The 25,563-nt window shown below is 72.3% G+C and carries 20 protein-coding genes; 4 read left to right on the top strand and 16 right to left on the bottom strand.

Going from position 1 to position 25,563, the window contains the following annotated elements; genetic code table 11:
- Positions 1-117: 117 nt before the first annotated feature.
- Complete coding sequence (locus tag IEZ31_RS33950) at positions 118-2,211, bottom strand: ThuA domain-containing protein (protein ID WP_190254142.1); 2,094 nt, start codon at positions 2,209-2,211, stop codon at positions 118-120.
- Positions 2,212-2,278: 67 nt separating this feature from the next.
- A complete protein-coding gene (locus tag IEZ31_RS33955) occupies positions 2,279-5,113 on the bottom strand; it encodes a PQQ-dependent sugar dehydrogenase (protein ID WP_229836078.1) in 2,835 nt (944 codons plus the stop codon).
- Between the two features lie 234 nt (positions 5,114-5,347).
- Here IEZ31_RS33955 and IEZ31_RS33960 point away from each other — a divergent pair, with 234 nt between their 5' ends.
- Positions 5,348-5,992, top strand: a complete 645-nt coding sequence (locus IEZ31_RS33960; protein ID WP_190254144.1) for a TetR/AcrR family transcriptional regulator — start codon at positions 5,348-5,350, stop codon at positions 5,990-5,992.
- A 94-nt stretch (positions 5,993-6,086) separates the two neighbouring features.
- Here IEZ31_RS33960 and IEZ31_RS33965 read toward each other — a convergent pair whose 3' ends face one another.
- The 11 genes from IEZ31_RS33965 to IEZ31_RS34015 all read right to left on the bottom strand — a co-directional run bounded on the left by IEZ31_RS33965 (position 6,087) and on the right by IEZ31_RS34015 (position 19,894).
- Positions 6,087-6,998, bottom strand: coding sequence for an endo alpha-1,4 polygalactosaminidase (locus tag IEZ31_RS33965; RefSeq protein ID WP_229836079.1), 912 nt, complete (start codon positions 6,996-6,998; stop codon positions 6,087-6,089).
- A complete protein-coding gene (locus tag IEZ31_RS33970) occupies positions 6,995-7,651 on the bottom strand; it encodes a spherulation-specific family 4 protein (protein ID WP_190254145.1) in 657 nt (218 codons plus the stop codon). The genes IEZ31_RS33965 and IEZ31_RS33970 overlap by 4 nt, the downstream gene beginning before the upstream one ends.
- Positions 7,648-9,084: a hypothetical protein gene (locus IEZ31_RS33975; RefSeq protein ID WP_190254146.1), complete on the bottom strand. Its 1,437-nt coding sequence runs from the start codon at positions 9,082-9,084 to the stop codon at positions 7,648-7,650. Before IEZ31_RS33975 ends, IEZ31_RS33970 begins: the two co-directional genes overlap by 4 nt.
- Positions 9,081-10,514, bottom strand: coding sequence for a GT4 family glycosyltransferase PelF (gene pelF / locus IEZ31_RS33980; protein WP_229836080.1), 1,434 nt, complete (start codon positions 10,512-10,514; stop codon positions 9,081-9,083). The genes IEZ31_RS33975 and pelF overlap by 4 nt, the downstream gene beginning before the upstream one ends.
- 10 nt (positions 10,515-10,524) lie before the next feature.
- On the bottom strand, positions 10,525-12,537 hold the full coding sequence (locus IEZ31_RS33985; RefSeq protein ID WP_229836081.1) for a hypothetical protein: 2,013 nt from the start codon (positions 12,535-12,537) through the stop codon (positions 10,525-10,527).
- A gap of 26 nt (positions 12,538-12,563) precedes the next feature.
- On the bottom strand, positions 12,564-13,538 hold the full coding sequence (gene galE / locus IEZ31_RS33990) for a UDP-glucose 4-epimerase GalE (protein WP_190254148.1): 975 nt from the start codon (positions 13,536-13,538) through the stop codon (positions 12,564-12,566).
- 849 nt (positions 13,539-14,387) lie between these two features.
- Positions 14,388-15,368, bottom strand: coding sequence for a porphobilinogen synthase (hemB, locus tag IEZ31_RS33995; protein WP_190254149.1), 981 nt, complete (start codon positions 15,366-15,368; stop codon positions 14,388-14,390).
- 12 nt (positions 15,369-15,380) lie between these two features.
- On the bottom strand, positions 15,381-16,964 hold the full coding sequence (locus tag IEZ31_RS34000) for a bifunctional uroporphyrinogen-III C-methyltransferase/uroporphyrinogen-III synthase (protein ID WP_190254150.1): 1,584 nt from the start codon (positions 16,962-16,964) through the stop codon (positions 15,381-15,383).
- A complete protein-coding gene (gene hemC, locus IEZ31_RS34005) occupies positions 16,948-17,877 on the bottom strand; it encodes a hydroxymethylbilane synthase (protein WP_190254151.1) in 930 nt (309 codons plus the stop codon). The genes IEZ31_RS34000 and hemC overlap by 17 nt, the downstream gene beginning before the upstream one ends.
- Entirely contained in the window at positions 17,874-19,157 is a 1,284-nt protein-coding gene (locus tag IEZ31_RS34010; protein WP_190254152.1) for a glutamyl-tRNA reductase, read from the bottom strand. The genes hemC and IEZ31_RS34010 overlap by 4 nt, the downstream gene beginning before the upstream one ends.
- Positions 19,154-19,894 (bottom strand): redox-sensing transcriptional repressor Rex, encoded by a 741-nt coding sequence (locus tag IEZ31_RS34015; protein WP_190254153.1) that lies wholly within the window; start codon positions 19,892-19,894, stop codon positions 19,154-19,156. The genes IEZ31_RS34010 and IEZ31_RS34015 overlap by 4 nt, the downstream gene beginning before the upstream one ends.
- Positions 19,895-20,296: 402 nt before the next feature.
- Here IEZ31_RS34015 and IEZ31_RS34020 point away from each other — a divergent pair, with 402 nt between their 5' ends.
- On the top strand, positions 20,297-21,601 hold the full coding sequence (locus tag IEZ31_RS34020; protein ID WP_190254154.1) for a sensor histidine kinase: 1,305 nt from the start codon (positions 20,297-20,299) through the stop codon (positions 21,599-21,601).
- Positions 21,602-21,635: 34 nt separating this feature from the next.
- A complete protein-coding gene (locus IEZ31_RS34025) occupies positions 21,636-22,280 on the top strand; it encodes a response regulator (protein WP_190254155.1) in 645 nt (214 codons plus the stop codon).
- Here the strand turns inward: IEZ31_RS34025 and IEZ31_RS34030 are convergent.
- Genes IEZ31_RS34030 through IEZ31_RS34040 form a run of 3 tightly spaced genes read right to left on the bottom strand, consistent with a single transcriptional unit; the run spans position 22,269 to position 24,648 of the window.
- Positions 22,269-22,898: an HAD family hydrolase gene (locus IEZ31_RS34030; RefSeq protein ID WP_229836082.1), complete on the bottom strand. Its 630-nt coding sequence runs from the start codon at positions 22,896-22,898 to the stop codon at positions 22,269-22,271. The two genes, IEZ31_RS34025 and IEZ31_RS34030, sit on opposite strands and share 12 nt — an antisense overlap.
- Positions 22,895-23,140, bottom strand: a complete 246-nt coding sequence (locus tag IEZ31_RS34035) for a glutaredoxin family protein (protein ID WP_190254156.1) — start codon at positions 23,138-23,140, stop codon at positions 22,895-22,897. The genes IEZ31_RS34030 and IEZ31_RS34035 overlap by 4 nt, the downstream gene beginning before the upstream one ends.
- The gene (locus IEZ31_RS34040; RefSeq protein WP_190254157.1) at positions 23,137-24,648 is read right to left on the bottom strand and encodes an AMP-binding protein; all 1,512 of its coding nucleotides are present in this window, start codon (positions 24,646-24,648) and stop codon (positions 23,137-23,139) included. The genes IEZ31_RS34035 and IEZ31_RS34040 overlap by 4 nt, the downstream gene beginning before the upstream one ends.
- Before the next feature lie 445 nt (positions 24,649-25,093).
- On the opposite strand from IEZ31_RS34040, the gene IEZ31_RS57050 reads away from it, so the two are divergent.
- A partial coding sequence (locus IEZ31_RS57050) for an RNA polymerase sigma factor (RefSeq protein ID WP_373294731.1) occupies positions 25,094-25,563 on the top strand: 470 nt, incomplete at its 3' end.

Here is a 25,563-nt window from a genome sequence, read left to right on the forward strand (position 1 = left end):
ACGCCGGGGTGCGTCAAAGTGCCTCTGAGCTGGGATCTCGCCGGAACCCAACGAGATCCTCACAAGGTGACCGGGTGAGCCGGGCGCGGCGGCCGGATGGCGGTCATCGCTTGAAGGTCAGGGCAGCGTCCACTTCTGGTTCGCCGCCCCGGCGATGCACGTCCACAGGTGCACCACCGTGCTGTCGGCCGAGTTGTTGCCCGAGACGTCCAGGCACTTGCCCGACTGCGAGTTCCGCAGGGTCCCGTCGGACTGCGGAGCCCAGTTCTGCGCGCCGGTCCCGTTGCAGGTCCACAGCTGGATCTTCGTCCCGTCGGCCGAACCGCCGCCGGAGACGTCGAGGCACTTGCCCAGGGCCCGCAGCGTCTGGCCGTTGCGGGTCCAGGTCTGCGCCGCGCTGCCGTTGCAGGTGTACAGCTGGATCTGCGTCCCGTCCGCCGTGGCCCCGCCGCGCACGTCGAGACACTTCCCGGCCAGGCCCCGGATCGGCCCGACGCCCGACGAGGGGGTCTTGACGAACGTGAAGTCGTCGACGTCGAACAGCCCGGTGCCGGTGCCGGTGAACGTCAGGAACACGTTGGCCGTCCCGCTCGGCACGCCGGTCAGCGTGGTCGAGACGTTGGCGAACGTCTCCCAGCCGCCGGTGTTCGGCACCGCGACCGTGCCCAGGATCGGGCCCGTCGCCGAGCCGGTGCGCACCTGGATCTGCCCGCCGGGGCCGCCGGACACGACCCGGGCCCGGAACGAGGTCGCCCCGCCGACGTTGACGCCGTTGTAGCCGGCCCAGTCGCCCGGCTCGATGTAGCCGAGGGTCTGGCCGTTGTTGGCGCCGGGCTTGCTGAACGGCTGCGCGCCGTTGACCGAGCTGTAGGACTCGGCCTGCACGGTCACGTCGCCGCCGGTGGAGGTGCCCTCCTTGATCCGGATGTTGCGGAAGGCGACCGTGTCGCCGGTGCCGTGGTTCTGGATCCCGATGTAGCCGTCGAGGTTCCGGTTCGGGTCGGTGTTGGTGAAGTCGTTGATCAGCGTGCCGTTGAGGTACACCCGGACCCGCTGGCCCTCGACGAGCAGCTCGTAGGTGTTCCACTCGCCCGGCGGGTTGAGGGCGGCGTCCCGCGCGGCGATGTCGGCCGACTTGAACGTGTAGATCGCGCCCGTGGTGCGGTCGGCGGCGTCGGTGGCGTCGATCTGGATCTCGTACCCCTGGTTCACCGCGACCCACGGGTCGGTGCCCGGGTTCGGGAACCCGACGAAGATGCCGGAGTTGCTGTCGCCGGTCATCCGCCAGTCGGCCTTGAGCGAGTACGACGTGAACTGCTTCGCGGAGTACCAGAGCAGCCCCATGCCCCCGACGGACGTCAGCGTGGCGTCCGAGTTGGTGAAGCTGCCCGGCCCGGCCTGGGACCATCCGCTGGTCGAGCCGTTGTAGAGGGTGGTGTACCCCGACTCCGGCCGGCAGTCGGCCTTGGCCCGATTGGCGGCGTACCGGATGCCGCCGAGCAGCTGGCCGCGGAAGTTGCCGTCGGCGTACGACTCCTGGGTGTGCCCGAACCCGGTGTAGAACGACCGTCCACTGTCGATGGTCTTGCACCAGGTGATCGGGTGGTCGGCGCCCATCGAGCCGCCGGAGTAGGTCGACTCGTCGAGCGTGGCGAGCACGCGGGCCGACGAGCGTGGGTTGGTCTGGTAGTTGTACAGCTCGTCGGTGCGGGTCCAGCTCTGCGGCAGGTGCGCCGTCGCCGGGTGGGCCCGGTTCTCGGTGCGCGACGTCACCTGCTGGATCGCCGGGTGGGAGGCGAACCAGGCGCCGACGAGCTGGCCGTAGAAGGGCCAGGCGTACTCGGTGTCGGCGGCGGCGTGGACGCCCACGTAGCCGCCCCCGCCCCGGACGTAGGACTCGAACGCGGTCTGCTGCGCGTCGTTGAGCACGTCACCGGTGGTGCTGAGGAACACGACCGCCTCGTACTGCGCGAGGTTGCCGGTCGTGAACGCGTTGGCGTCCTCGGTGGCGGTGACCGTGAAGCTGTTCGCCGCGCCCAGGTCACGGATCGCCTGGATGCCGGCGGGGATCGAGTCGTGCCGGAACCCGGCGGTCTTGGAGAACACGAGCACGTCGTAGGGCGCGTCGGCGGCCGCGGCCGGCGACGCGGTGGACAGCGTGCAGGCGGCGAGGGCGGCGATGACGCCGGCAATCGCCAGTGGCTTGCGCATGGTCACTCCCTTCACGAGTGAACCAGGGTGGGCGCCCGCGTGGCGGCACGGGCGCCCACGCACAGGGTTACGGCATGGTCCACTTCTGGTTGGCGGCCCCGGCGACGCACGTCCACAGGTGCACGACCGTGCTGTCCGCGGAGTTGTTGCCGGAGACGTCCAGGCACTTGCCCGACTGCGGGTTGCGCAGCGTGCCGTCGGCGTTGGGCACCCAGTTCTGCGCGCCCGTCCCGTTGCAGGTCCACAGCTGGACCTTCGTGCCGTCGGCGGTGCCGCCGCCGGAGATGTCGAGGCACTTGCCCAGGGCCCGGAACGTCTGGCCGTTGCGGGTCCAGACCTGCGCGCCGGTGCCGTTGCAGGTGTACAGCTGGATCTGCGTCCCGTCGGCCGTCGCCGCGCCGCGCACGTCCAGGCACTTGTTCGCCAAACCGCGAACCGGCCCGACGCCGGTGCCACCCGGCCCGGTGGTGAAGGTCCACGCGTCCACGTCGAACAGCGCGGCCGTCGAGCTGCCGGAGAAGGTGAGGTACAGCGAGGTCGTGCCGGCCGGCGCGTTGCTGATCGTGCCGGTGACGGTGGTGAACGTCTCCCACGAGCCGGTCACCGGGACCGTCGCCGAGCCGATGACGGTGCCGGTCGGCGAGCCGGTGCGCAACTGCAGCGTGCCGCCCGCGCCGCCGGACGAGACCCGCGCGCTGAACGAGGTCGCGTTGTTCAGCTTGTACGGGTCGAACTGGATCCAGTCGCCGTTGTGGATGTCGCCGACCGTCTTGCCGCCCTCGGCGCCGGTCTTGGTGATCTGGCTGACGCCGGACGAGGTCTTGTAGTGCTCGGCCTGGCGGTGCCGGGGCTGCAGGATGTTCTGGGCGTGCGTGGTCAGCCCGCCCTTGTCGGTGTACTGCGCGTCGAAGATCGGGAAGATGTTCGCCGCGTCGTCGTGCTCACCGTCGACCGGCAGGGTGATCGTGCCCGAGCAGCCCGTCTGGGACGTGATCTGGTGGGCGTGCTGGTCGTGGCCGAGCACGTAGGTCATGGTGACCTTCGTGCAGTCGATCGCGCCGTCCTCCGGGTCGGTGACCGTGACGCTCCACGGCACGGCGTCGCCGAAGGACACCAGCTGGCCGGACGACGGCCCGTGGATGGTGATCGTCGGGGCGGTGTTGCCGACGCTGATGAGCACGCTGGCCGAGCCGGTCGCGCCCTGCGGGTCGCGGACGGTCAGGGTGGCCGTGTAGTTGCCGTTCGTCGAGTACGTCTTCGTCGGGTTCGCCGCGGTCGACGTGGTGCCGTCGCCGAACGCCCACAAGTACGTGAGCGCGCCGCCCTCGGGGTCGGACGAGCCGGCCGACGAGAACGTCACGGCGAGCGGGGCGGCGCCCGAGGTGCGGTTGGCGCTCGCCACGGCCGTCGGAGCCCGGTTGCCGCCGGCCACGTAGTCGTAGCGGTAGAGCGCCGAGTTGACGTCGCCGTTGAAGTAGCCGGTGCCGTAGTCGAGGACGTAGAGCGAGCCGTCGGGGCCGAACGCCATGTCCATGACCTGCTTGCCGTTCCACGGGAACGTGTCGATCGCGCCCGGCGAGCCGTCGGCGTTGAGCTTGATCGGCTTGATCCAGCCGCGGCCGAACTCACCCGCGAAGAACATGTTGTCCAGCGCCTGCGGGAACTTCGTCGCCGACGGGTTGGCGGCGTCGTAGTGGTAGACCGGGCCGGCCATCGGCGACTCCGAGCCGCCGCCGAACTCCGGCGGGCTGCCGGCGTCGCCGCCGTAGCGGATCCAGGCCGGCTTGGCCGCGGGCAGCGTGGTCAGGCCCGTGTTGCGGAACGAGTTGTTCGTCGGGCCACCGGCGCAGTTGTACTTCGCGCCGCCCGTGTTGGTGGCGAAGTCCCACTCGTTGTAGGTCTCGTTCGCCGTGTTCGTGCCGGTGCAGTACGGCCAGCCGAAGTTGCCCGGCGCGGTGATCCGGTTGAACTCGACCTGGCCCGACGGGCCGCGGGTGGCGCTCGTGCTGCCGGCGTCCGGACCGTAGTCGCCGACGTAGACCACGCCGGTCGCCTTGTCGACGCTCATGCGGTACGGGTTGCGGAAGCCCATCGCGTAGATCTCGGGCCGGGTGTTCGCCGTCCCGGGCGCGAACATGTTCCCGGCCGGGATCGAGTACGTGCCGTTGGCGTTGACCTTGATCCGCAGGATCTTGCCGCGCAGGTCGTTCGTGTTGGCGGAGGTGCGCTGCGCGTCGTAGGCCGGGTTGCGGTTGGTCCGCTCGTCGATCGGCGCGTAGCCGGCCGAGTCGAACGGGTTGGAGTCGTCGCCGGTCGACAGGTAGAGGTTGCCGGCCGCGTCGAAGTCGATGTCGCCGCCGACGTGGCAGCAGATGCCGCGGTTGGCCGGCACGTCCAGGACGGTGACCTGGCTGGCCATGTTGACCGTGAAGTCGGCGTTGAGCGTGAACCGGGACAGGCGGTTGACCCCGGTCCAGGTGGCCCAGTCGGTGGCGGTACCGGTGGCCGGCGCGTCGCCCGCGGGAGTGCTCAGCGGGGGCGCGTAGTAGAGGTAGATGTACCGGTTGGTGGCGAAGTTCGGGTCCGCGGCGACGCCCTGCAGACCCTCCTCGTCGTGGGTGTACACGGGGATGTTGGCGATGACGGTCGTCGTGCCGCCCGCGTCGGTGCGCCGGAGCGTGCCGTTGCGGGCGGTGTGCAGGACCGAGCGGTCGGGCAGCACCGCGATGGCGAGCGGCTCGCCCACCTCGGGTTCGCCCTTGGCCAGGGTGACCTGCTGGAAGTCGGCGGCGCTGATGGCCGCCGCCGCGGGGGTCGCGGGGCCGGCGAGGACGCCGATCCCGGCGGAGACGAGCAGGACGGCGACGGCTGACGACCGCCACCTCGAGGGCTTTTGGTTCACGGATGTCCCTTCCTGACTACAGATGCCAGGCAGGGCGCGCGCCGCCGCGCCGGAGCCGTTCAGCATTCACGCCCCGTAACCGCGCCGAACGGATACATTGATGACGCACTCTGAATGCCGTGGAGGACACACTAGGGGTTTCGACTTAGACTGTCCATACTTTTCGATGACTGCTCGAAAGTTCGGTTTGGACAATCGAAAGCCGCCCCTTCTTCGATGCCTATGCTGGTTGCCATGGGGGTTGGGTTGCGAGCCGATGCCGAGCGCAACCGGCGTCAGCTGCTGGACACGGCGCGGGTCGTCTTCGCCGAGCGCGGGCTGGACGCGCCGCTCGACGAGATCGCCCGGCGCGCCGGGGTGGGCAACGCGACGCTCTACCGGCGTTTTCCCACGCGCGGCGAGCTGGTCGCGGCGGTGTTCCGCGACGCGCTGCGGGAGCTGGTGGCCGCCACCGAGCGGGCGCTGCAGGTCGCCGACCCGTGGCACGCCTTCGCCGGGCACGTCACGTTCCTGTGCCGATTACAGGCGGAGGACCGGGCCTTCGCCGACCTGCTCACGGCCACCCTCTCCGGGGTGCCGGAGCTGGAGCGGCTGCGCAGCCTGGCCCTGACCGGCCTGGCCGAGCTCGTCGACCGGGCGAAGGCGAGCGGCCACCTGCGGGCCGACCTGCAGCACGAGGACGTGGTGCTGATGCTCATGGCCAACGCGGGGCTGGCCGAGCGCACCGGCCGGCTGGTGCCGGCGGCCTGGCGGCGGCAGCTGAGCTTCCTGCTCGACGGGCTGCGGGCGTCGAGCGCGACCCGCCCGGCACCGTCGGTCGGCCGCGACGCGGTCCAGCAGGTGATGGAGTCGATCGCCAAGCGCGGCGGCCTGAGCTGACCTTTCTGCGTCGATCTTGCAGTTGTGGTGCCTGACAAACCCGGGCATTCGCGGCGCGTCCGGGCACCACAAGTGCAAGATCGACGGGAGTGGGTCAGCAGGGGGCGCGCCAGGCGTCCAGGTCGAGGTTCTTCTTCATCGACGAGAAGCGCAGTGACTTCGCCTTCGGGCAGAAGGACGCGGTCGAGCCGTCGTACTCGACGTGGAACACCGGCTTGCCGGCGTCGGTGAAGACCTTGAGCGCGTCGCACTCGTCGTACCGCGCGCACTCCTCGTTGACCGCGAAGTCGAACAGCGGCGCCAGCTCGCGGGCCTGCTCCACGTCGTTCTTCAGCCCGACGGCCAGGCCGTGGCGGTGGGCCAGGTCGGCGACGCGGCGGTTGAACGTGAGCTGGTCGGCGGCGCTGAGCGGGAAGCCGCTGTCGTTGCTGTAGGCGTCGACGTTGTCCGGCTCGACCGCGTCGAACCCCTTGTCCCTGCAGGTCGTGAAGCGCGCCGCCAGCAGCGGCTCCAGCACGTCCCAGCGCCGCACGTCGAGCCACTTCTCCCCGGGCCAGCCGTCGAGGCCCTTGCCCTGCACCGACTCGGGGAAGTTCTTCGCGTCGGCCCGGAAGTCCTCGTGCGCGCCGACGTTGACGTAGCAGATGACCCGCCGGCCCTTCGCGCGCAGCGCCGCCACGTCGGCCGTCGAGGTGTTCTCGCCGTCGACGTCGTACACCTCGGCCTCGACGTTCTTGTCGAGGGTGCCGGTGAGCTGCCACTGCCAGGTCATCCCGACGGTGGGCCGCCACCATCCGCTCGCCGCCGGTGGGCTTGCGGTCGCTGAGGCCGAGGCCGGAGCCGATCCGAGGCCATCCGCCGCCGACGGTCCCACGCCGGCCGTCCGCGGCGGCTGGCGCGACGGGTCGGGGACCTTCCGGCCGCCGTCGGCGGTGCACGCCGCCGCGTAGCCGACGACGGCCAGCATCAGGACACAGAGGACGGTCCGCAGGCCGCGGTCGGTCATCTCGCGGCCGCCCGCTCCCGCAGCGACGACGGCAGCCCGTGGTACGGCAGGGGCGCCTTCAGGTCGGTCACCAGCCCGTGCGAGGCGCGCGAGAGCAGCAGCGCGGTCGCCGTGCCGAGCCGCTCGGCCGGCACGCCGTAGACGAGGTGCGCCGCGTTGGGCCAGTCGCGCCCGTCCGGCAGCCCATAGCCGGACTCGGCCGCGACGGAAGCGTCCACGTAGGACTCCCATGGTCCCTCGAAGGTACACACGACGTCGGCCAGCGCCGCGTACCCGGGCAGCGGGCGGGTGCCGGGGTTGAGCACCACCGAGCCGCGGACGGCGCGCACGACCTGGGTGACGTACCGCAGCCCGGCCGCGTCCGACGGCACCTGGTCGAAGAAGATCCCGCCGACCGGGTACTGCGCCCAGCCGACGATGTCGCACCAGACCTCGCCGTTGGCCCGGTTGCCGTAGCCGAGGTCGACGTACCCGAGCATCCGCACGCCGAACCGCTGCAGGCGCGCGGTCGCCACCGCGTACACCTCGTCGCGGCCGGCGCCGGGGCCGTCGTGGACGTTGACGATCGCCGTCGGGCGCTCGGCGGTGCGGCACAGGGCGTCCCACGCGTCGGGGTCGACGAGCGGGTGGACGTACATCGGCAGGAGCATCATCGGTAACTCTCCGGATCACGCAGGACGAGTGCCGCGACGACGAGGCCGGGCAGGGCGGCCCCGAGCAGGGTCGCGACGGCGAGGGTTTCGGCGAAGGCGGGCGCCACCTCCACCAGGGCCGGCGCCCAGTGCCCGACGCCGGTCACCAGCAGGGTCGGCCACCACACGACGACGGCCGCGGTGCCCGCCCGGCCGTGCGCGGCGAGCACGAGGCACAGCGCGTACACGCCGGTGAGCAGCACGGCCGCCGCGACGGCCTGGCCGCCGGGCGGGTGCGCGCCGAGCCACACGGCGCCGGCCACCAGCGCGCCGGCGACGACGGGCAGGCTCAGCACGGCGACGGTGCCGGCGCTGATGCCGCTCAGCCGCCGGTCGAACGCGAACCGGTCGGCGAGCGACGCGCGCGCGTGCGCGATCCGGCGCTGGTGCCACACCAGGGTGAGCTCGATCAGCGGTACCCCGAGCAGCAGCGGCACCGCCTCGACCGGCAGCCGGTGGGGCGCGACGCCGTCGAGGGCCACCGTGCGCAGCAGGGCGGCCTGCCCGGTGCCGACCAGGCCGTAGAGCAGCGCGTACCCGGCGTCGTACCGCCACGACCGCCAGCGCCGCCGCCCTCGCCGCGTCGGGTCGCGGTGCACGACCGGCAGGTAGGCGACGGCGAGCACGGTGGCCACGCTCACGAGCAGGGCCACGACCGCCGGCCGCCCCCACCCCGCGGCGATCCCGGCGGCGGCCAGCCAGCACGGCGCGGCCGCCGCGAGCACCGGCCGCTCCCGGTTGGTGACCAGCGCGACGGACGCGACCGCGAACAGGGCGAGCTGGACGGCGGCGACGAGGTACGCCCGCCCGCCCGTGCCGATCAGCGCCACCGACCAGAGGGCGGCCAGGCCGGCGAAGCCGGCGCCGAGCAGCCGGGCGGCGGCCGTGGTGCCGTGCTCGGAGAGGGCGCGGTAGCCGAGGTAGGACAGCGCCTGCCCGCCGCCCCAGCCGAGCAGCAGGGTGCCGGTCGTGGCGAGGCCGGCCACGCCGTCGACCTGCGCCGAGGCGCCGAGGCCGATGGCGAGCGGGGTGAGGTAGATGAACGCCCGCACGAGCGTGTCGACGACGACCGTTCGCACCCGGGGCCCGTCGGCCGGGACGGCCGGGTAGGTGAGCGTCTCCGCGTTGTCGTACGTCCGGGCGATGACCCGGCTGGCCAGCGCGAACACCGACGGCACGCCGTACTCGCGGTCGGCGACGCGGTCGTTGATCCCGTTGGCCTCGAGGATGGCGGCGATCTCGTCGACGTCCACGGCCCCGACGCAGTCGTCGCGCATCCGGTCGGCGAGCGCGGAGACGGGGTCCGTGCCGACCCGCCCGACGAAGCGCAGCGGCTCCCCGCTCAGCGGGGGCTTCCGCTGCATCGGGACGACGACTAGTGAGTCAGCGCTCATGCGGGGACCAGGACCGGAGCCGGGGAGTCGCTGGTGAGGGCCCTGTAGCGGTCGCGGTACGCCGACAGGCAGCGGTCCAGGGTGTGCTCGGCCAGCGCCCGCTCGCGACCGCGCCGGCCCGTCTCCGCGCGCAGGCCGGGCGAGGTCAGCAGCGACACGCACGCCTCCGCGAAGGCCCGCGGGTCGCGGGGCGGCACCACCGCGCCGGCGTCGCCGACCGCCTCGGCCACCCCGCCCACGTCCGTGCTCACCGTCGGGCGGCCGCACATCATGGCCTCCAGGACGGTGTACGGCATGCCCTCCGAGATGCTCGACAGCGCCGCCACCCGGCCGGCCGCGAACGCGTCGCGGCTCGACGTGCAGGGGCCGGCCCAGGTGACCGCGTCCGCCACACCCAGGTCGGCGGCGAGGCTCCGGCAGGTTGCCGCGTACTCCTCGTTGCCCGCCGGCACCGGTCCGGCCAGGTGCAGCCGCGCGTCCGGCACCGATGCCCGGACCAGGGCCAGCGCGCGGATCAGCGTCTCCAGGTCCTTCAGCGGGTCGATCCGCCCGACCCACGAGATCACGGGCGCCGGCGGCTCCGCGGTGAGGGGCGCGAAGCGGGCCGGGTCGACGCCGTTGCCGATCACGTGGATCTTCGCCGGGTCGGCGCCGTGGCGGACGGCCCAGCGGGAGTTGAAGCCGCTCACCGGGGTGATGAGGTCGGCCTCCCAGTACGCGAGCCGGGCCAGCGCGCGATGGAACCGCAGCAGCGCGGTCTTGACCCCCGCCGACTGGGTGCCGGCCGAGAGGTAGCGCTCGCGGAGGTACACCCCGTGCTCCGTCATCATGAAGGGCACACCCAGGCGCCACTTGGCGGCCAGGGCGACCATCGACGAGAGTCCGTTGGCGTTGGCGTGGACCAGGTCGGCGTCGGACGGCAGGGCCGCGGCGAGCGGACGGAGCGCGTGCTCCAGCAGTACCGCTGCATCGTCCGCGTCCCGAAGCGTCAACCGTGGCAGGGCCAGGCCCTCGAAGCGGGCCCGCGCCCAGGCGTCCAGGAGGATGTCGCCCAGCGGCGCGCCCGCCAGCGGGTGCCGGCCGGCCGCGCGCAGGAACCGCCGTTCCGTGGCGATCGCCGCCAGTTCGCGCAGCCCCTCGCCGAAGACGACCAGGTCGGCCGCGGTGTCGCCGAGCATGCCCCGGCACAGGCGCGCGGCGGCCCGGTCCGGCCGGCCGCGCGCCGGGCGGGCCGGGCCCCAGACCGGCACGGCGGTGAGCGACCGGACGTTGCCGGGCAGTTCCATCGCGGGCCGGTCGGGCTCGGTGCCGACGATGGCCACGAGGTCCCACTCCACATCGGACAGTCCGCGCACCAGCTGGTCGCACCAGGTGCTGACCCCGCCGGTGACGTACGGGTAGGTGCCTTCGTTGACGAGGACGACACGCACGGCCGGTGCCTCAGCTCGGCAGGCGCAGCAGCTGCTGACCGTTGCGCGGCACGGACCGCCAGGCCGAGCGCTCGCCGCCGTAGGCGTCGCCGAAGGCACCGCCACCGATCTCCAGGCCCAGCAGGGAGAGGGTCACCAGCTTGGTGCCGTTCGGCATGGTGAGCGGCACCTCGACCGCCGCGCCCTTGTTGACGATCGTCACCCGGCCGTCCAGTGTGTACGCCTCGACGGTGCCGTTCTGCACCGCCGTGCGCCAGGCGGCCACCCGCTGGTTCTGCTGCGCGCTCTCGGCGAACTTCGGGTTCACGACCGGGGTCGCCGCGGTGTAGGTGGCGCGGTAGCGGGCCAGGATCGCGTCGAGCACCGGGTAGAGGATCCGGTCCTCGGCCAGGTTCGACTGGTGCGCGTAGTGCGGCGCCGGGTTGCCGGAGACGACGTGGTCGTAGGCGATGCGCGCCTCCGTCGGCACGATGTGCTGCTGGAAGCCGGCGGCGCCGAGCGGGTCGATGCACGTGGACGTCGCCGGGTTGTCCTCGCAGATCCCGCTGCCGCCGTCGGCGCGGCTGGTGTAGATCCAGTTGTACTCGTCGACCTCTTCGGCGACGGTGGCGACGTTGTAGTAGATGTTCATCGGGAACCGCGGCACGGTGGTGGCGTTGCCGACCGCCCGGGGCGCCTGCTCGCGCGAGGCGTCCGAGGCGATGTACCGGATCCCGGTCGCGTTCAGCGCCGGCGCGAGGTTCGGGTTGTCGGCCGGCATCTGCGGCAACGTCCTCAGGCCCGAGTGCTCGCCGGTGACCAGCTCGGTCGCGTCGATCGCGATCCCCTTGCCCCGGGCCCAGTCGGCGTTGTTCTTGATCTGGGCGGTGATGTCGGTCTGCGACATCCACTGGCCGGTGCAGCGCCACGGGGTGACGCTGAAGTCCTGCACGCAGCCGAGGTACGGGTGCTCGTAGGTGTGGTTGATCCAGCGGAACTGGCCCTTGTCGGCGAGGTATGCCTTGGTCAACGGGTCACCCGCGCCGGCCTCGACGCTGCCGCCGCCGTTGAACGCCATGTCGAGCTTCACGCCGCTGGCCCGCTGCCACGCGACGGCCGCCCGGACGTCGTCCGGCGTCATGCGGATGGTGCTGTTGTACGGCAGGACGGCCGGGTCCCGCTGGGGGTTGCAGTCGTCGCCGACGGTGCAGTTGTGCACGGTGTCCCAGCGGTCGTCGGGCAGGAAGACGTCGTCGACGTGCACGCTGAAGTAGTTGCGCGTGATGCCGAGGTGCACGCCTTTCGTGAGCCAGGTGACGAGGCCGTGGCCGAGCTCCATGGCGTGGGTCTGGTACCGGTTGGCGGCGAGGGTGACGACCAGTTCCTCCCGCCCGTCGTGCTCGTAGACGCCGAGCAGCGAGCCGGTGGCGCCGCTCTTGGTGCCGGTCACCAGCGGGGTGAAGGTCGCGTTCTGCGCCTTCCGGCCGAGGTATCCGTAGGATTCAATGACGCTGGCATCGCGATCATCGATGCGGACCGTGCCCTTGAGGTAGCCGAACCCGGCCGCCTTGCCCGCGTCCGTCACGGTCAGCGCGGCGCCGTCGAGGGTTCCGCTCCAGACCAGGTCCTGACCCACCGCCGGGTTGGCCCAGGTGTACGCGTCGATCTGGCGGATCTTGAATTCGCGCTCGAAGTCGGCCAGCGCGGTCGCTTCGGCGCCGCTGACCGCGCTCTCGTTCGGGACGACGACACCCTGGAACTTCGCGCGGCGGGTGCCGCTCACCGTGTCGGCGAGGAAGGCGGCGGTGATCTGCGGGCGGCCCGCGGCGCCGAGCGCGACCGTCGTGTAGGGGACGCCCTCGCGGTCGAGCTGGGCGCGGAGCATGTCGATGCCGGTGCTGGCGTCGTCGAGGACCAGGACGCGCAGGTCGATGCGCTGCTTGGGGGCGGCGGCGGCGAGGGCGGGTCGGGCGAGGGCGATGCCGGCGATGCCGACGAGGGCCAGCGCCCCGGCGACGATCCGGCGGCGGGCGCGAAACTTCAACGTGCTTGCTCCTTCAACGGGGGTTTTCAGGCGGCTTGCGCGACTGCTTCCTGGGAGTCGCCCGCGGCGCTGCGCACGATGGCGTCGAGGCCGTAGCGGGCGCGCCAGCCGAGGCAGGCGAGGATTCGGGCGGGGCTGGCCACCACGGCGGCGGGGTCGCCGGGCCGCCTGGGGGCGGCGTCGTAGGGCAGGCCGCGGCCGAGCGCGCGGGAGACGGCCGCGATCATCTGCAGTACCGAGGCACCCTCACCCCGGCCGATGTTGAGGATCTCGTCGCGCAGCTCGCCCCGGTGCAGGGCGAGCGCGGCCCGCACGTGGGCGTCGGCGATGTCGGCGACGTGGACGTAGTCCCGCACGGCCGTGCCGTCGGGGGTCGGGTAGTCGGTGCCGTAGACGGTCGCCGGGATGCCGAGGGCGGCGGCGCGCAGCAGGCGGGGCACGAGGTTGGTGCCGCCGTGGTCGCGCAGGTGCGGCTTCGCGGCGCCGGCGACGTTGAAGTACCGCAGCGCGGCCCACCGGAACCCGCCGCTCGCGGCCGCGTCCCGCAGCATCCACTCACCGACGAGCTTCGTGCGCCCGTACGCGTTCTCGGGCGCGGTCGGGTCCTGCTCCCGCACCGGCGACCTTCGCGGCGTGCCGTAGACGGCCGCGCTGGACGAGAACAGCACCGACCTGGTACCACTGCGCGCCGCCGCGTCGAGCACGGCGCGCAGCCCGTCGAGGTTGTCCTGGTAGTACCGCAGCGGGTACGCGTTGGACTCGGCGACGTCCTTGCGGGCCGCGAGGTGGATCACGCCGTGCGGCTGGTGGCGCCGGAAGATCTCGCGCATGCCGGCGCTGTCGCGGACGTCGGCCCGCACGAGCGGCACCCCGATCGGCAACCGCGCGACGCGCCCGGTCGACAGGTCGTCGACGACGATGGATTCGATGCCCGACGCCCCGAGGGCGTTGACGACGTGCGCGCCGATGTAACCGGCGCCTCCGGTGACGAGCCATCTCACGATGGGGGCAACGAGAACCTACGCCGGCGAATCGGACAAGTGTCGTGTTCCTGACACTCGCCTCAGCCGAAAGTTTCCCCCGGAAGGTCCCGTAACCCCGGGCATGACCAGCCCAAACTATTCTGCCGCGCTGGCCGCCACGGGCCGTGCTCGGACACGCCGGAATTGCCCGATTTATACGCCTTCTGGGGCTTGGTGCGCGGACGGTCTCGGGGCCAGCGCGGACCGAGTCGCGGCCCCTGGCGGGCCGGTTCACCATGATCACGGACGTTTACGTACCGCCGGCGGGCTGAAAACGTCCGCGATCATGACCAACACACGCGCCACGGCGCCACGGCAGCGTGTTCGGCTCGCACCGCCCGCTCGCACCGCCCGCTCGCCCTGCCGGCCCGCACCGCCGGCCCGCACTGCCGGCTCACGTGGCAGGTCACCCTTAGACGTTGGTCGATCTACCCTCGAAACGATCTCGGAAGCTGAGGGTAGATCGACCAACGTCTGAACGAGGACAGCACAGACCACGACGGCGCAGACTACGACGGTGCACGGCAGGACGGTGCAGACCGCGCCGGCACAGACCACGACGGTGCGCAGGGCAGGCGCTCGCCCGTTCCGCTCGCGTGGCAGGCCCGCGTCTAGACGTTGGTCGATCTACCCTCGCGAACCGAGATCATCATGAGGGTAGATCGACCAACGTCTAAGCCAAGACAACGCAGACCAGGACGGCGCACAGCAGGACGGCGCACAGCAGGACGGCGCACAGCAGGACAGCGCACGGCCACGACAGCGCACGGCCACGACAGCGCAGGGGCAGGCGCTCGCCTGTGACGAGCGGCCCGTGGCTGCGGCGAGCTACGTGTGGCGCAGGAGGCGAGCCGCGTCACTCGCCCAGTAGGTCAGGATGAGCTGGGCGCCGGCGCGGCGGATGGACGTGAGCGTCTCCAGGACGACCCGGTCGCGGTCGAGCCAGCCGTTGGCGACGGCGGCCTCGACCATCGCGTACTCGCCGGAGACCTGGTAGGCGGCCACCGGGACGTCGGTCATCTCGGCGACCCGGGCCAGCACGTCGAGGTACGGCAGCGCGGGCTTCACCATGACCATGTCCGCGCCCTCCTCGATGTCGAGGGCCACCTCGCGCAGCGCCTCCCGCACGTTTGCGGGGTCCTGCTGGTAGGACTTGCGGTCGCCGGTGAGCGTCGACTCGACGGCCTCGCGGAACGGGCCGTAGAAGGCGCTGGCGTACTTGACCGCGTAGGCGAGCAGGGCCACGTCGGTGTACCCCGCGTGGTCGAGCGCCCGGCGGACCACGCCGACCTGGCCGTCCATCATCCCGGACGGGCCGAGCACGTGGGCGCCGGCCTCCGCCTGGGCGAGGGCCATCAGCTCGTACTGCCGGAGCGTGGCGTCGTTGTCGACCGACCCGTCGGCGGCCAGCACGCCGCAGTGCCCGTGCGAGGTGAACTCGTCGAGGCACAGGTCGGCCATGACCACCGTGTCGTCGCCGACCTCGGCGATCACGTCGCGGATGGCGACGTTGAGGATGCCGCCGGGGTCGACGCCCCCCGAGCCCGTCTCGTCGCGCGTCTCCGGCACGCCGAAGAGCATGATGCCGCCGACGCCCTCGCTGACCGCCTCGGCGGCGGCCTTGCGCAGCGACTCGCGGGAGTGCTGGACCACGCCCGGCAGGGAGCTGATCGGCCGCGGCTCGATCAGCCCCTCCTTCACGAACATGGGCAGGATCAGGTTCGACGGCTGGACGTGCGTCTCCGACACGAGGCGGCGCATGGCCGCGGTGCGCCGGAGACGGCGCGGACGGACGTCAGGGAACCCCATGGGACGAACCCCCTAGCGGAACCGCAGGGCGGTAGGGCCCTGCACCTTGGAGCCGCGGCGCTGCTTCGCGGGCATCGCGGCCAGCTTCTCGCGGAGCTCGACCGCGTAGCCGGCGAGCGCCTCGACCAGGTCTGACACCGAGGCGTGCGCGGGCTGCACGTCGACCCGCAGGCCGAACTCGACGGCCGTGTCGGCCGTCTTCGGCCCGATGACCGCGACGACCGTGCGGGCGTGCGGCTTGCCGGCGATGCCGACCAGGTTGCGGACGGTGGAGGACGAGGTGAAGAGGACCGCGTCGAAGCCACCGGACTTGATGGCGTCACGGATGTCGGCGGGCGGCGGCGCGGCGCGGACCGTGCGGTACGCGGTCACGTCGTCGACCTCCCAGCCGAGCTCGGTCAGGCCGGCGGCGAGCGTCTCGGTCGCGATGTCGGCGCGGGGCAGCAGCACCCGGCCGACCGGGTCGAGCAGCTCGTCGTGCGGCGAGAACTCGGCCAGCAGGCCCTCGGAGGACTGCTCGCCGCTCGGGATCAGCTCGGGCGAGATGCCGAAGCCGCGCACGGCCTCCGCCGTGGCTTCGCCGATGCAGGCGACCTTGACCCCGCCGAAGTGGCGCGCGTCGAGGCCGTGCTCGGCGAACTTCTCCCAGACCGCGCGGACGGCGTTGACCGAGGTGAAGACGGTCCAGGCGTACCGTCCGTCGACCAGGCCCTTGATGGCCCGCTCCATCTGCGCCGGGGTGCGCGGCGGCTCGACCGCGATGGTCGGCACCTCGCACGGGATGGCGCCGTAGGCGCGCAGCCGCTCGCTCATCGCGCCGGCCTGCTCCTTGGTGCGGGGGACGAGGACCTTCCAGCCGTACAGCGGCCGGTTCTCCCACCAGCCCAGCTTCTCGCGCTGGGCGACACCGGAGCCGAGGCACAGCACGACCCGGCCGGCGAAGCCGAGGGCGGCGGCCACCATGCTGTCGACCGTGGAGGCCGAGCTGTACTGCGTCTCGCCCGTCCCGTCGCCGGTGATCGACACGGGCGTGGTGGGGTCGATGCCGGCGGCCAGCAGGCCGTCGCGGACGGTGGCCAGGTCGCCCGCGTCGACCGCGAGCGCGGAGGAGCCGCGCGCCACGGCGGTGGCGATCGACTCGAAGTCCAAGGACTGCACGTCGTCGACGTCGGCGGTGACGCGGACGCCGGGCAACGGGACGCCGGCGTAGGTGGCGACGCCCGCGGCCTGGCCGATGCCGGGCACGACCTCGAACGGCACCGCGGTGCGGGCGACGGCCTGCACCTCCTTGAGCACCGTGTCGTGCGCGAGCGGGTCGCCGCCGACCAGGTGGATGGCGCGCAGGCCGGAGCGGGCGCCGGACAGCAGCACCTTGGCCACGTCACCGGGTGCGCCCTCGGCGGGGCTGAACTGCGTCTCCGCGTCGGCCTCGGCGCGGATCACGGCGAGCAGCGACTCGGGGACGTTGCGGTCGTAGACGATGTGGTCGGCGGTCACCAGCGCCTCGTGGGCGCGACGCGTCAGCAGGCCTGGATCGCCGGGGCCGGCCCCGACGAAGGCGATCCGGCCGGTGCTGCCCTTACGGGTGCGGGTCATGCTGCACTCCCAGTGCGTTGTCGGCGCCTTCTTCGCGCAGGTCGCGGGCCAGGGCTCGGCCCACCTCCGCGGCGTCGGCGAGCGTTCCGGTGCGCGAGAGCCGGAGGGCGAAGCCGCCGTCCGGGCTGAACACCGCACCGCGCAGATAAATCTCCGGCCCCTCGTCGCCCTCGGCGACCTCGGCCAGTGCCGCGATCGGGGCGGAGCATCCCGCCTCGAGCTCGGCCAACAGCGCCCGCTCGGCGGTGACCGCCGCGCGGGTGTACTCGTCGTCGAGGGCGGCCAGCAGCTCGCGCAGCTCGACATCGTCTTCACGGCACTCGACCGCCAGCGCGCCCTGCGCCGGGGCGGGCAGCATCAGCAGCGGGTCGAGCACCTCGGTCGCCTCCTGGACCCGGCCCAGGCGGGCCAGGCCGGCGCGGGCCAGCACGATCGCGTCGAACTCGCCGTCGGCCAGCTTGCGCAGCCGCGTGTCGACGTTGCCGCGCACCGGCATCGGCTCCAGCCGCCGGCCGAGCGCGTTGAGCTGGGCGATGCGGCGCAGCGCGCCGGTGCCGATGCGAGCGCCCTCGGGCAGCTCGGCGAGCGTCAGGCCGTCGCGGGCGACGAGCGCGTCGCGGGGATCCTGACGCTGCGGGATCGCAGCGATCACCAACCCGTCAGCGCCCGCGGTCGGCAGGTCCTTGTATGAGTGTACGGCGAAGTCGATCTCCTTCGCCAACAGCGCGTCGCGCAGCGCCGACACGAACACGCCGACGCCGAGCTGCTGGATGGGCGCGCTCGACCGGTCGCCCGGCGTCACGATCTCCACCAGGTCGACCGCGCGGCCGGTCCGCTCGCGCACGGCCTCGGCGACCGTGGTCGACTGTGCCAGCGCGAGCGCGCTGCCCCTGGTGCCGAGCCTGAGCGTCACGGGTGCACCTCGCCAGCGGCCGCGGGATTGATCTCGGAAGGAATCTGCAGGTCGAACAGCTCACGCAGCGCCTGAGCATAAGCCTCGCCGCCGGGTGCGGCGGCCAACTGCCGCACGCGGACCGTCGGCTGGTGCAGCAGGCGCTGGACGATCCGGTGGATGCTGTGGGCCACCTCGGAGCGGACCTCGTCGCCCATCTCCGGGCAGCGCTGGGCCAGCCGGCGCAGCTCGGCCTCGACGACCTCGTCGGCGCGGGCCCGCAGCGCGGCCACGGTCGGGGCCACGTCGGCGCCGCGCAGCCAGGTCAGGAACGTCTCGACCTCGGCGGCGACGATGTCCTCGGCCGCTCGCCCCTCCGCGTCGGCGGTGGTCGACAGCGACTCGCTCAGCAGCTCGATGTCGACGAGCGTGACGCCGGGCAGCTCACCGACGCCGGGCGCGACGTCACGCGGCAGCGCGAGGTCGATCACCAGCAGCGAGCGGCCGGCCCCGGCGACGAGCGGCGCGTCGAGCACCGGCTCGGGCGAGGCGGTCGCGGTGACCACGACGTCGACCCGCTCCAGCAGGGACGGGAGCTCCGCGAACGGTACCGCGGTCGCCCCGTGCAGCTCGGCGAGCCGCTCGGCCCGCGCGTGGCTGCGGTTGGTCACGAACAGGGGCCCGGCCCCCGCGCGCCGGAGGGTCGCGAGCGACAGCGCGCCCATCGCGCCGGCCCCGACGACCAGCGCCGGCCGGTGCTCGATCGGCCCGGTGGCGCCCTGCCCGTAGGCGAGGGCGGCGCTGACCACGCTCTGCCCGGCCCGGTCGATCTCGGTCTCGGCGTGCACGCGCTTGCCGACCCGCAGGGCCTGCTGCATGAGCTCGTGCAGCATCCGCCCGGCCGCGGCCTGCTCGCCGGCCACGCCGTAGGCGTCGCGGAGCTGGCCGAGGATCTGCGCCTCGCCGACGACCATCGAGTCGAGGCCGGCCGCGACCCGGAACGCGTGGCGGACGGCGTCGACCTCGTAGTGGACGTACATCTGGGACGCCAGGTCACCGACCGGCAGGCCGGCCCGGCGCGCCAGCACCCCGCCGATGTCGGCCAGACCGCCGTGGAAGGCGGTCACCGCGGCGTAGACCTCGACGCGGTTGCAGGTCGAGAGCACGACGGCCTCGTCGACATACGGCTGCGCGACCAGCTCGGCGAGCGCCGCCTGGACCTCGCCGCCGTTCATCGCGAGCCGCTCGAGGACGGGCACCCCTGCCGTACGGTGCGACATCCCGACGACCAGCAGGTTCACGATCCCACCGCCTCCGCACCGAGCCGATCGGCTCGTTGGAGATCCTGGCCGGCCCGCCCCGGCAGCGCGGTCAGCGCCGACTTGCGGTGCTCGTGGAAGGACAGGATCTGCAGTTCAATAGCCAGGTCGACCTTACGCACGTCGACGCCCTCCGGGACGTTCAAGACGCACGGTGCAAAGTTCAGGACACTCGTGACGCCGGCGGCCACCAGCCGGTCGGCCACGTTCTGCGCGGCATGCGCGGGAGTCGCGATCACCGCGATGGAGATCGACTCCTCGTCGACGACCTCGGGCAGGTCGTCGATGTGCCGCACGACCAGGCCGTTGATGTGCTCACCCACCCGGCCGTGGTCGGCGTCGAAGAGCGCGGCGATGCGGAACCCGCGGCTGCCGAACCCGGCGTAGCCCGCGAGGGCGTGACCGAGATTACCGACGCCGACGAGTGCGACGGCGCGGCGGTGCGTCAGGCCCAGCACCTGCTCGATCTGGTCGATGAGCAGGGTGACGTCGTAGCCGACGCCCCGGGTGCCGGTGCGGCCCAGGTGGGACAGGTCCTTGCGGAGCTTCGCGGAGTTGACGCCCGCGGCCGCGGCCAAACCTTCCGAGGAAACCGTGTCGTGCCCCTCCTCGGCGAGGTGGTGCAGGGCACGCAGGTACTCCGGAAGCCTGGCGACGGTCGCCTCCGGCAGGTCCGGAAAGTCCGGTCCGTCCGTGGGGCCGGTGCGCTGCTGGCTCATGAGTCTCCGTGACGACGACGGTAAGCGAGGCCGCTCGCGACAGCATTTTCCGCCTGTGCTAGCGGGGTTCGTCGTTGCTACAGAGTAGGCGCTTGTGAAGCCGTGCACAAATCGCGATCTTGAAGCGTCGGCGCTCGCCACATAGAGGTCAGCGCCCGCCCGCGCGGACCACACACGCGAGAAATGCCCCCGCGGCACCTGGTGCCCCCCTTCCCGGTCGCGGCCGGCGACGGGCGAGCGCTGGGAATATTATCGCCACAATTCCGACATCCCCCATCGCCGACACGCCCGTGCCGCATCGACCGGTAGCCACACTACACGTGTCCAGTAGGGTTGCCCCTACCATCAAGTGGCTGGGCGACGGGATGGGACGCGGGGGGCCGGATGAATAGCGTCGATGACATGACGACGACCATCACCCCGATGCTCGGCCACGGCCGAATCTCTCGTGTTTTCCGCCAGCTCGGCGTCGACACGCAGTACGTCCTCCTCGGATTCCCGCTGGGCCTCATCACGGTGGTGCTGTTCCTCACCGGGTTCGCCCTGGGCCTCGGGCTCTTCGTGACCGTCGTCGGCTTCCCGCTCCTGACCATCACGATCATGCAGGCCCGCGGGTTCGCGACCGTGGAGCGCGCCCGCCTCGGGCCGGTGCTGCGCACCCGGCTGCCACACCCCTACTACAAGAAGGCGAAGGCGGACTCCGGCTTCTGGCGGCGCACGTTCGTGCCGCTGTCCGACAGCCAGTCGTGGCTCGACCTGGTGCACGGCATCTTCCGGTTCATCCCCAGCACCCTGGCCTTCGCGTTCGTGGTGACCTGGTGGGCCGGAGCCCTGGGCGGGCTGACCACCGTGCTGTGGGACTGGTCGATCCCGCGCCCGCCGGACAACACCGACCTGCCGGAGCTGCTCGGCATGGGCTCGGGCACCGCCACGCGGGTCGCCTTCTACACCGCCATCGGGGTCTTCTTCGCCCTCACGCTCATGCCGGTCGTCCGGGGCGCCGCCCTCATGGAGGCGATGTTCGCCCGGGCCCTGCTCAGCGGCGTCGCCGAGCTGCGCGAGCGGGTGGCCGCCGCGGAGGCGAGCCGCGACGTGGCCCGCGCCCAGACGGTGGCCGCGGTGTCGGCCGAGGCGACCGCCCTGCGCCGGCTGGAGCGCGACATCCACGACGGCCCGCAGCAGCGCCTGGTCCGGCTGGCGATGGACCTGGGCCGCGCCGACCTGCAGTTCGAGACCGACCCGGCGGCGGCCCGCGCCACGATCGCCGAGGCGCTGAGCCAGACCCGCGAGACGCTGGAGGAGCTGCGCGCGCTGTCCCGCGGCATCGCCCCGCCGATCCTGGTCGACCGCGGCCTGCGCGCCGCGCTGACCGCCCTGGCCGGCCGCTCGATGATCCCGGTCGACCTGGAGCTGCCCGAGCTGGACCGGCTCGCCGAGAACGTGGAGACGACGGCGTACTTCGTGGTCGCCGAGTCCCTGACGAACGTCGCCAAGCACAGCCACGCGAGTGAGTGCAAGGTCACCCTGCAGCGCTCCGCCTACGGGATGCTGGTGACCGTCGAGGACGACGGCGTGGGTGGCGCGAGCCTGGCCAAAGGCCACGGCCTGCGCGGGCTGGCCGACCGGGTGAAGGCTGCCGGCGGCGAGCTGACCGTGACCAGCCCGGCCGAGGGCGGCACTCGGGTGACGGCCATCCTGCCGATCTGACATCACCCATGACGACCCGCATAGGATGCCCTCCGTGCGGGTTGTCGTGGCGGATGATGCGGTGCTGCTCCGAGAAGGTCTGGTGCGGTTGCTCGAGGAGAGCGGCCACACCGTCGTCGCGGCGGTCGGCGACGGGCCCAGCATGGTCGCGGCCGTGGTCGAGCACCGGCCCGACGTCGCCATCGTCGACGTGCGGATGCCGCCGTCGCACACCGACGAGGGCCTGCGCGCGGCGGTCGCCGCCCGGCAGCAGGTGCCGGCGACGCCGATCCTGGTGCTGTCGCAGTACGTCGAGGTGTCCTACGCCGACGACCTGCTCGCCGACCGGGCGGGCGCGGTCGGCTATCTGCTCAAGGACCGCGTCTCCGAGGTCGCCGAGTTCCTCGACGCGATGCGCCGGGTCGCCGCCGGTGCCACCGTTCTCGACCCCGAGGTCGTCGCCCAACTGCTGGTCCGGCGGCGCCGGGACGATCCCCTGCGCAGCCTGACCCCGCGCGAGCGGGAGGTGCTCGGGCTGATGGCGGAGGGCCGGTCGAACACGGCGATCGCCCGCAAGCTGGTGGTCACCGACGGCGCGGTCGAGAAGCACGTCAAGAACATCTTCACCAAGCTCGGCCTGCAGCCGGACGACGAGCAGCATCGCCGCGTGCTCGCCGTCCTGGCCTATCTACAGGGCTAGCCCGACCGCCTCGACCAGCGAGTGCGCCACGGGCAGGCCGGTCGCCTCCAGCAGCCGCACGTCGGTGAAGCCGCCCGCGTAGAGCACGCAGGACGCGCCGACCGAGCGGGCCGCGTCGCCGTCGTCGACCGAGTCGCCGATCAGCACCACCTCGGCCGGGTCCAGCTCCAGTGCCGCCAGGTGCCGCTCCAGGTAGGTGGCCTTGAGGTGCCCGCCGACCGTGCCGGGCAACCCGTCGACCCGGACCAGCCGGGCCGCGAGCCCGTGCCGCTCGACCTCGACCAGCAGCTCGTCGTGGAAGAACATCGAGAGCAGCGACTGGGTGCCGGGCCACCCGGTCATCGCGTCCAGCGCGTCGGGCACGAGCTGGACCTGCGGCAACCCCAGCCGGTACGCGCCGTGGAAGGCGTCGTCGAGCAGCTGGAACTCGACTTGGTCGACCGGGCGCTGGAGCACGTACGCGTAGTAGTCAAGGATCGGCCGTCGGAAGTCGCGGCGGTGTTCCTCCGCCGTGATCACCGGCCCGCCCACGGTGGCCAGGCAGACGTTGGTGGCGTCGACGACGAGCTTCAGGTCGTCGAGGAGGGTCCCGTTCCAGTCCCAAACCAGGTGCTTCACCCGGGTGAGGATAGCCGCAGGTCCCGCAGGAGGCGCTCCTCCTCGACCCGCCAGTAGCCGTGCTCCCGGCCGTCGAGGAGCACGACCGGGATGCGGAACCCGTACTCCTCCTCCAGCCGGTCGTCGCCGGTGATGTCGACCTCCGTCCACTCCTCGCCGGTCGCCGCGGCGACGCGCGCCATCGCCTCCTTGGCGTCGTCGCACAGGTGACACCCGGGCCGGGTGAGCAGGGTGAGCCTCATCGCAGGGCCGCCTTCCGGATCTTGCCGGTCGCCGAGTGCGGCAGTTCGGCCGCGAACTCGACGGCCGTCGGGCACTTGAACCGGGCCAGGTTGCGCTCGCAGTGCGCGATCAGCTCCTCGGCCGTGACCTGGGAGCCGGGCCGGCGGACGACGACCGCCTTTACGGTCTGCCCCGTGTACGGGTGTGGCACACCCAGCGCCGCCGCCTCCAGCACCGATTCGTGCGCGTCCAGGACCATCTCGACCTCGTGGGGGTACACGTTGAATCCGCTCACCAGGATGAGCTCCCCCAACCGGTCCACGATGAACAGATCGCCGTCCTCGTCGGCGTAGGCGACGTCGCCGGTCGCCCACCAGCCGTCCGGGTCCGGTCCGCCGCTCGCGTCCGGCCAGTACCCCAGGAAGAGGTTCGCGCCGCGCGCCACGATCTCGCCGGGGTCGGTGCGGACCTCGTCGTCCTCGTCGAGGTCCACCTCGTTGCCGGCGGCGTCCACCAGCTTGATCTCGACGCCGGGGATGGCCTGTCCGATCGAGCCCGGCTTCACCGCGGCGCCCACGAGCGTGCTGGTGAGCACGGGTGCGGTCTCGGTCAGCCCGTACCCCTGGTGCACCGCCTTCCCCGTCGTCTCCGCGAACCGCCGCTCCGCCGCCGGGTCCAGCGGCGAGGCGCCGCACACGGCCAGCCGCACGCGGGCCCAGGCACGGGCCAGCGGCTCACCCATGAGCGACCACGCGACGTACATCGGCGGCACCCCGACCACCCCGGTGACGCCGTGCCGCTCGATCGTGTCGAGGGCGTCGGCCGGGTCGAAGCGCTCGACGAGCACCCCGCAGGCGCCGTGGTAGGCGACGGCGCCGAGGCCGGAGTTCAGCCCGTAGGCGTGGAAGAGCGGGACGGCGAGCAGCAGCACGTCGTCGCTCGTGACCGGCGGCGGGTCGATCCGCGCGAGCTGCTCGTGGTTGGCCAGCAGGGCCCGGTGCGGCAGCATGGCGCCCTTCGGCGCGCCCACGGTGCCGGAGGTGTAGATGAGCACCGCGAGGTCCTCGGCCGCCGTCTCGCGGATCTTCGCCTCGGCCGCTTCGAACAACTCGGCGATGTTCTCGCCCAGTCGGTACTGCTGGGAAGGCCCGTTCGCGGCCTGCACCGACCGGGTCGCGATCAGCACCGCCGCACCGGAGTCGGCGAAGACGTGCTCCAGCTCGCGGGCGGTGTAAGCGGGGTTGACCGGCACGGCGACGAGGCCGGCGCGCAGTGCGCCGAAGAAGACGGCGGCGAACTCGGGGACGTTGGGCAGTGCGATCGCGACGCGGGCCGGGCCGCGCTCGTCGGCGGGGAGGTCGAGCGCCGCGAGGTTGGCGGCCACCGCGTCCACCTGGCGGTCGAGCTCCGCCCAGGTGACGACCGTGTCGTGCGATCGCAGGGCCGGTCGGGCGCCGTTTGTGGCGGCGGCGCGCCGGACCAGATCGGCGAAGTTGGAGACGTCCTGCACGGTCGCTGAGTCTGACACACCCTGTCCGTCAGTGACGGGTGATGGACGGCCGACTGAGAAATCACCCGTCACCAATCACCCTGTCCCATGGCATGGTCCCTAACGCAGTCGAGCAGGGCGCCCGACCGGCGACACGCCGACTGAGTAATTGTCCACCCGTTCGTGTGCAACGCGCGTGTCGTAGGTCAGTAACCGGCGCAGAGTTTCATCCCGTTTCGCCGTTTTCACGGCGTGTCGTACGGCGTGTCGTTGAGCAGTGACGGACAGCATGTGCGCCGGACGGACACCGATCCGTGGAAAGAATGTGCCCTCACGACAAGAGCCGCCCACACGCGGGTGACGCCGGTCCTATCATCAGCGAAGTCGACTCACCCCATTTGTAGCGAGTTGATACCCCTCACCCCGAGGAGGCCCAAGTGCCCGTGATCGCGCCGAATGAGCCGTCTTGTCTGGCTTACGAAGCATGAGCGGTTACCAGCACGTGTTCGACGCCGAACACGCACTCGCCGGTGGGCTGTGGATGCTGCGCGACTCGATGCGCGACATGTTCAGCACGGTGATTCGCGGTGAAGGCGGCAGTGTGCCGCGCACGCGCGGGCGCCCACACACCAACGAGGCGCCGCCCCGCCCCGGCCCGGCCCCGAACGCCCGGCCCAACGCCGGGATGAACGGCAAGCCGGCCGGCGGCGGCGCCGGAGCGAGCCTGCTCGGCGAGGAGACCGTGCCGATCCCGACCAACGTGACGGCGGGGACGACGCTTGTCGACACCGACCCGGAGCCGAGCCCGCCGCCACCGGCGCGGCCCGACCGCGGCGACCCGGCCTCGGAGGTCTGGGCGCTCATCGAGCGGGCCCAGGCCGGCGACGGTGCGGCATTCGGACTCCTCTACGACCGGTACTTCGACACGGTCTTCCGGTTCGTGTACTTCCGGGT

Origin of the sequence: Dactylosporangium sucinum (assembly GCF_014647515.1) — a bacterium.
GTDB lineage: Bacteria > Actinomycetota > Actinomycetes > Mycobacteriales > Micromonosporaceae > Dactylosporangium > Dactylosporangium sucinum.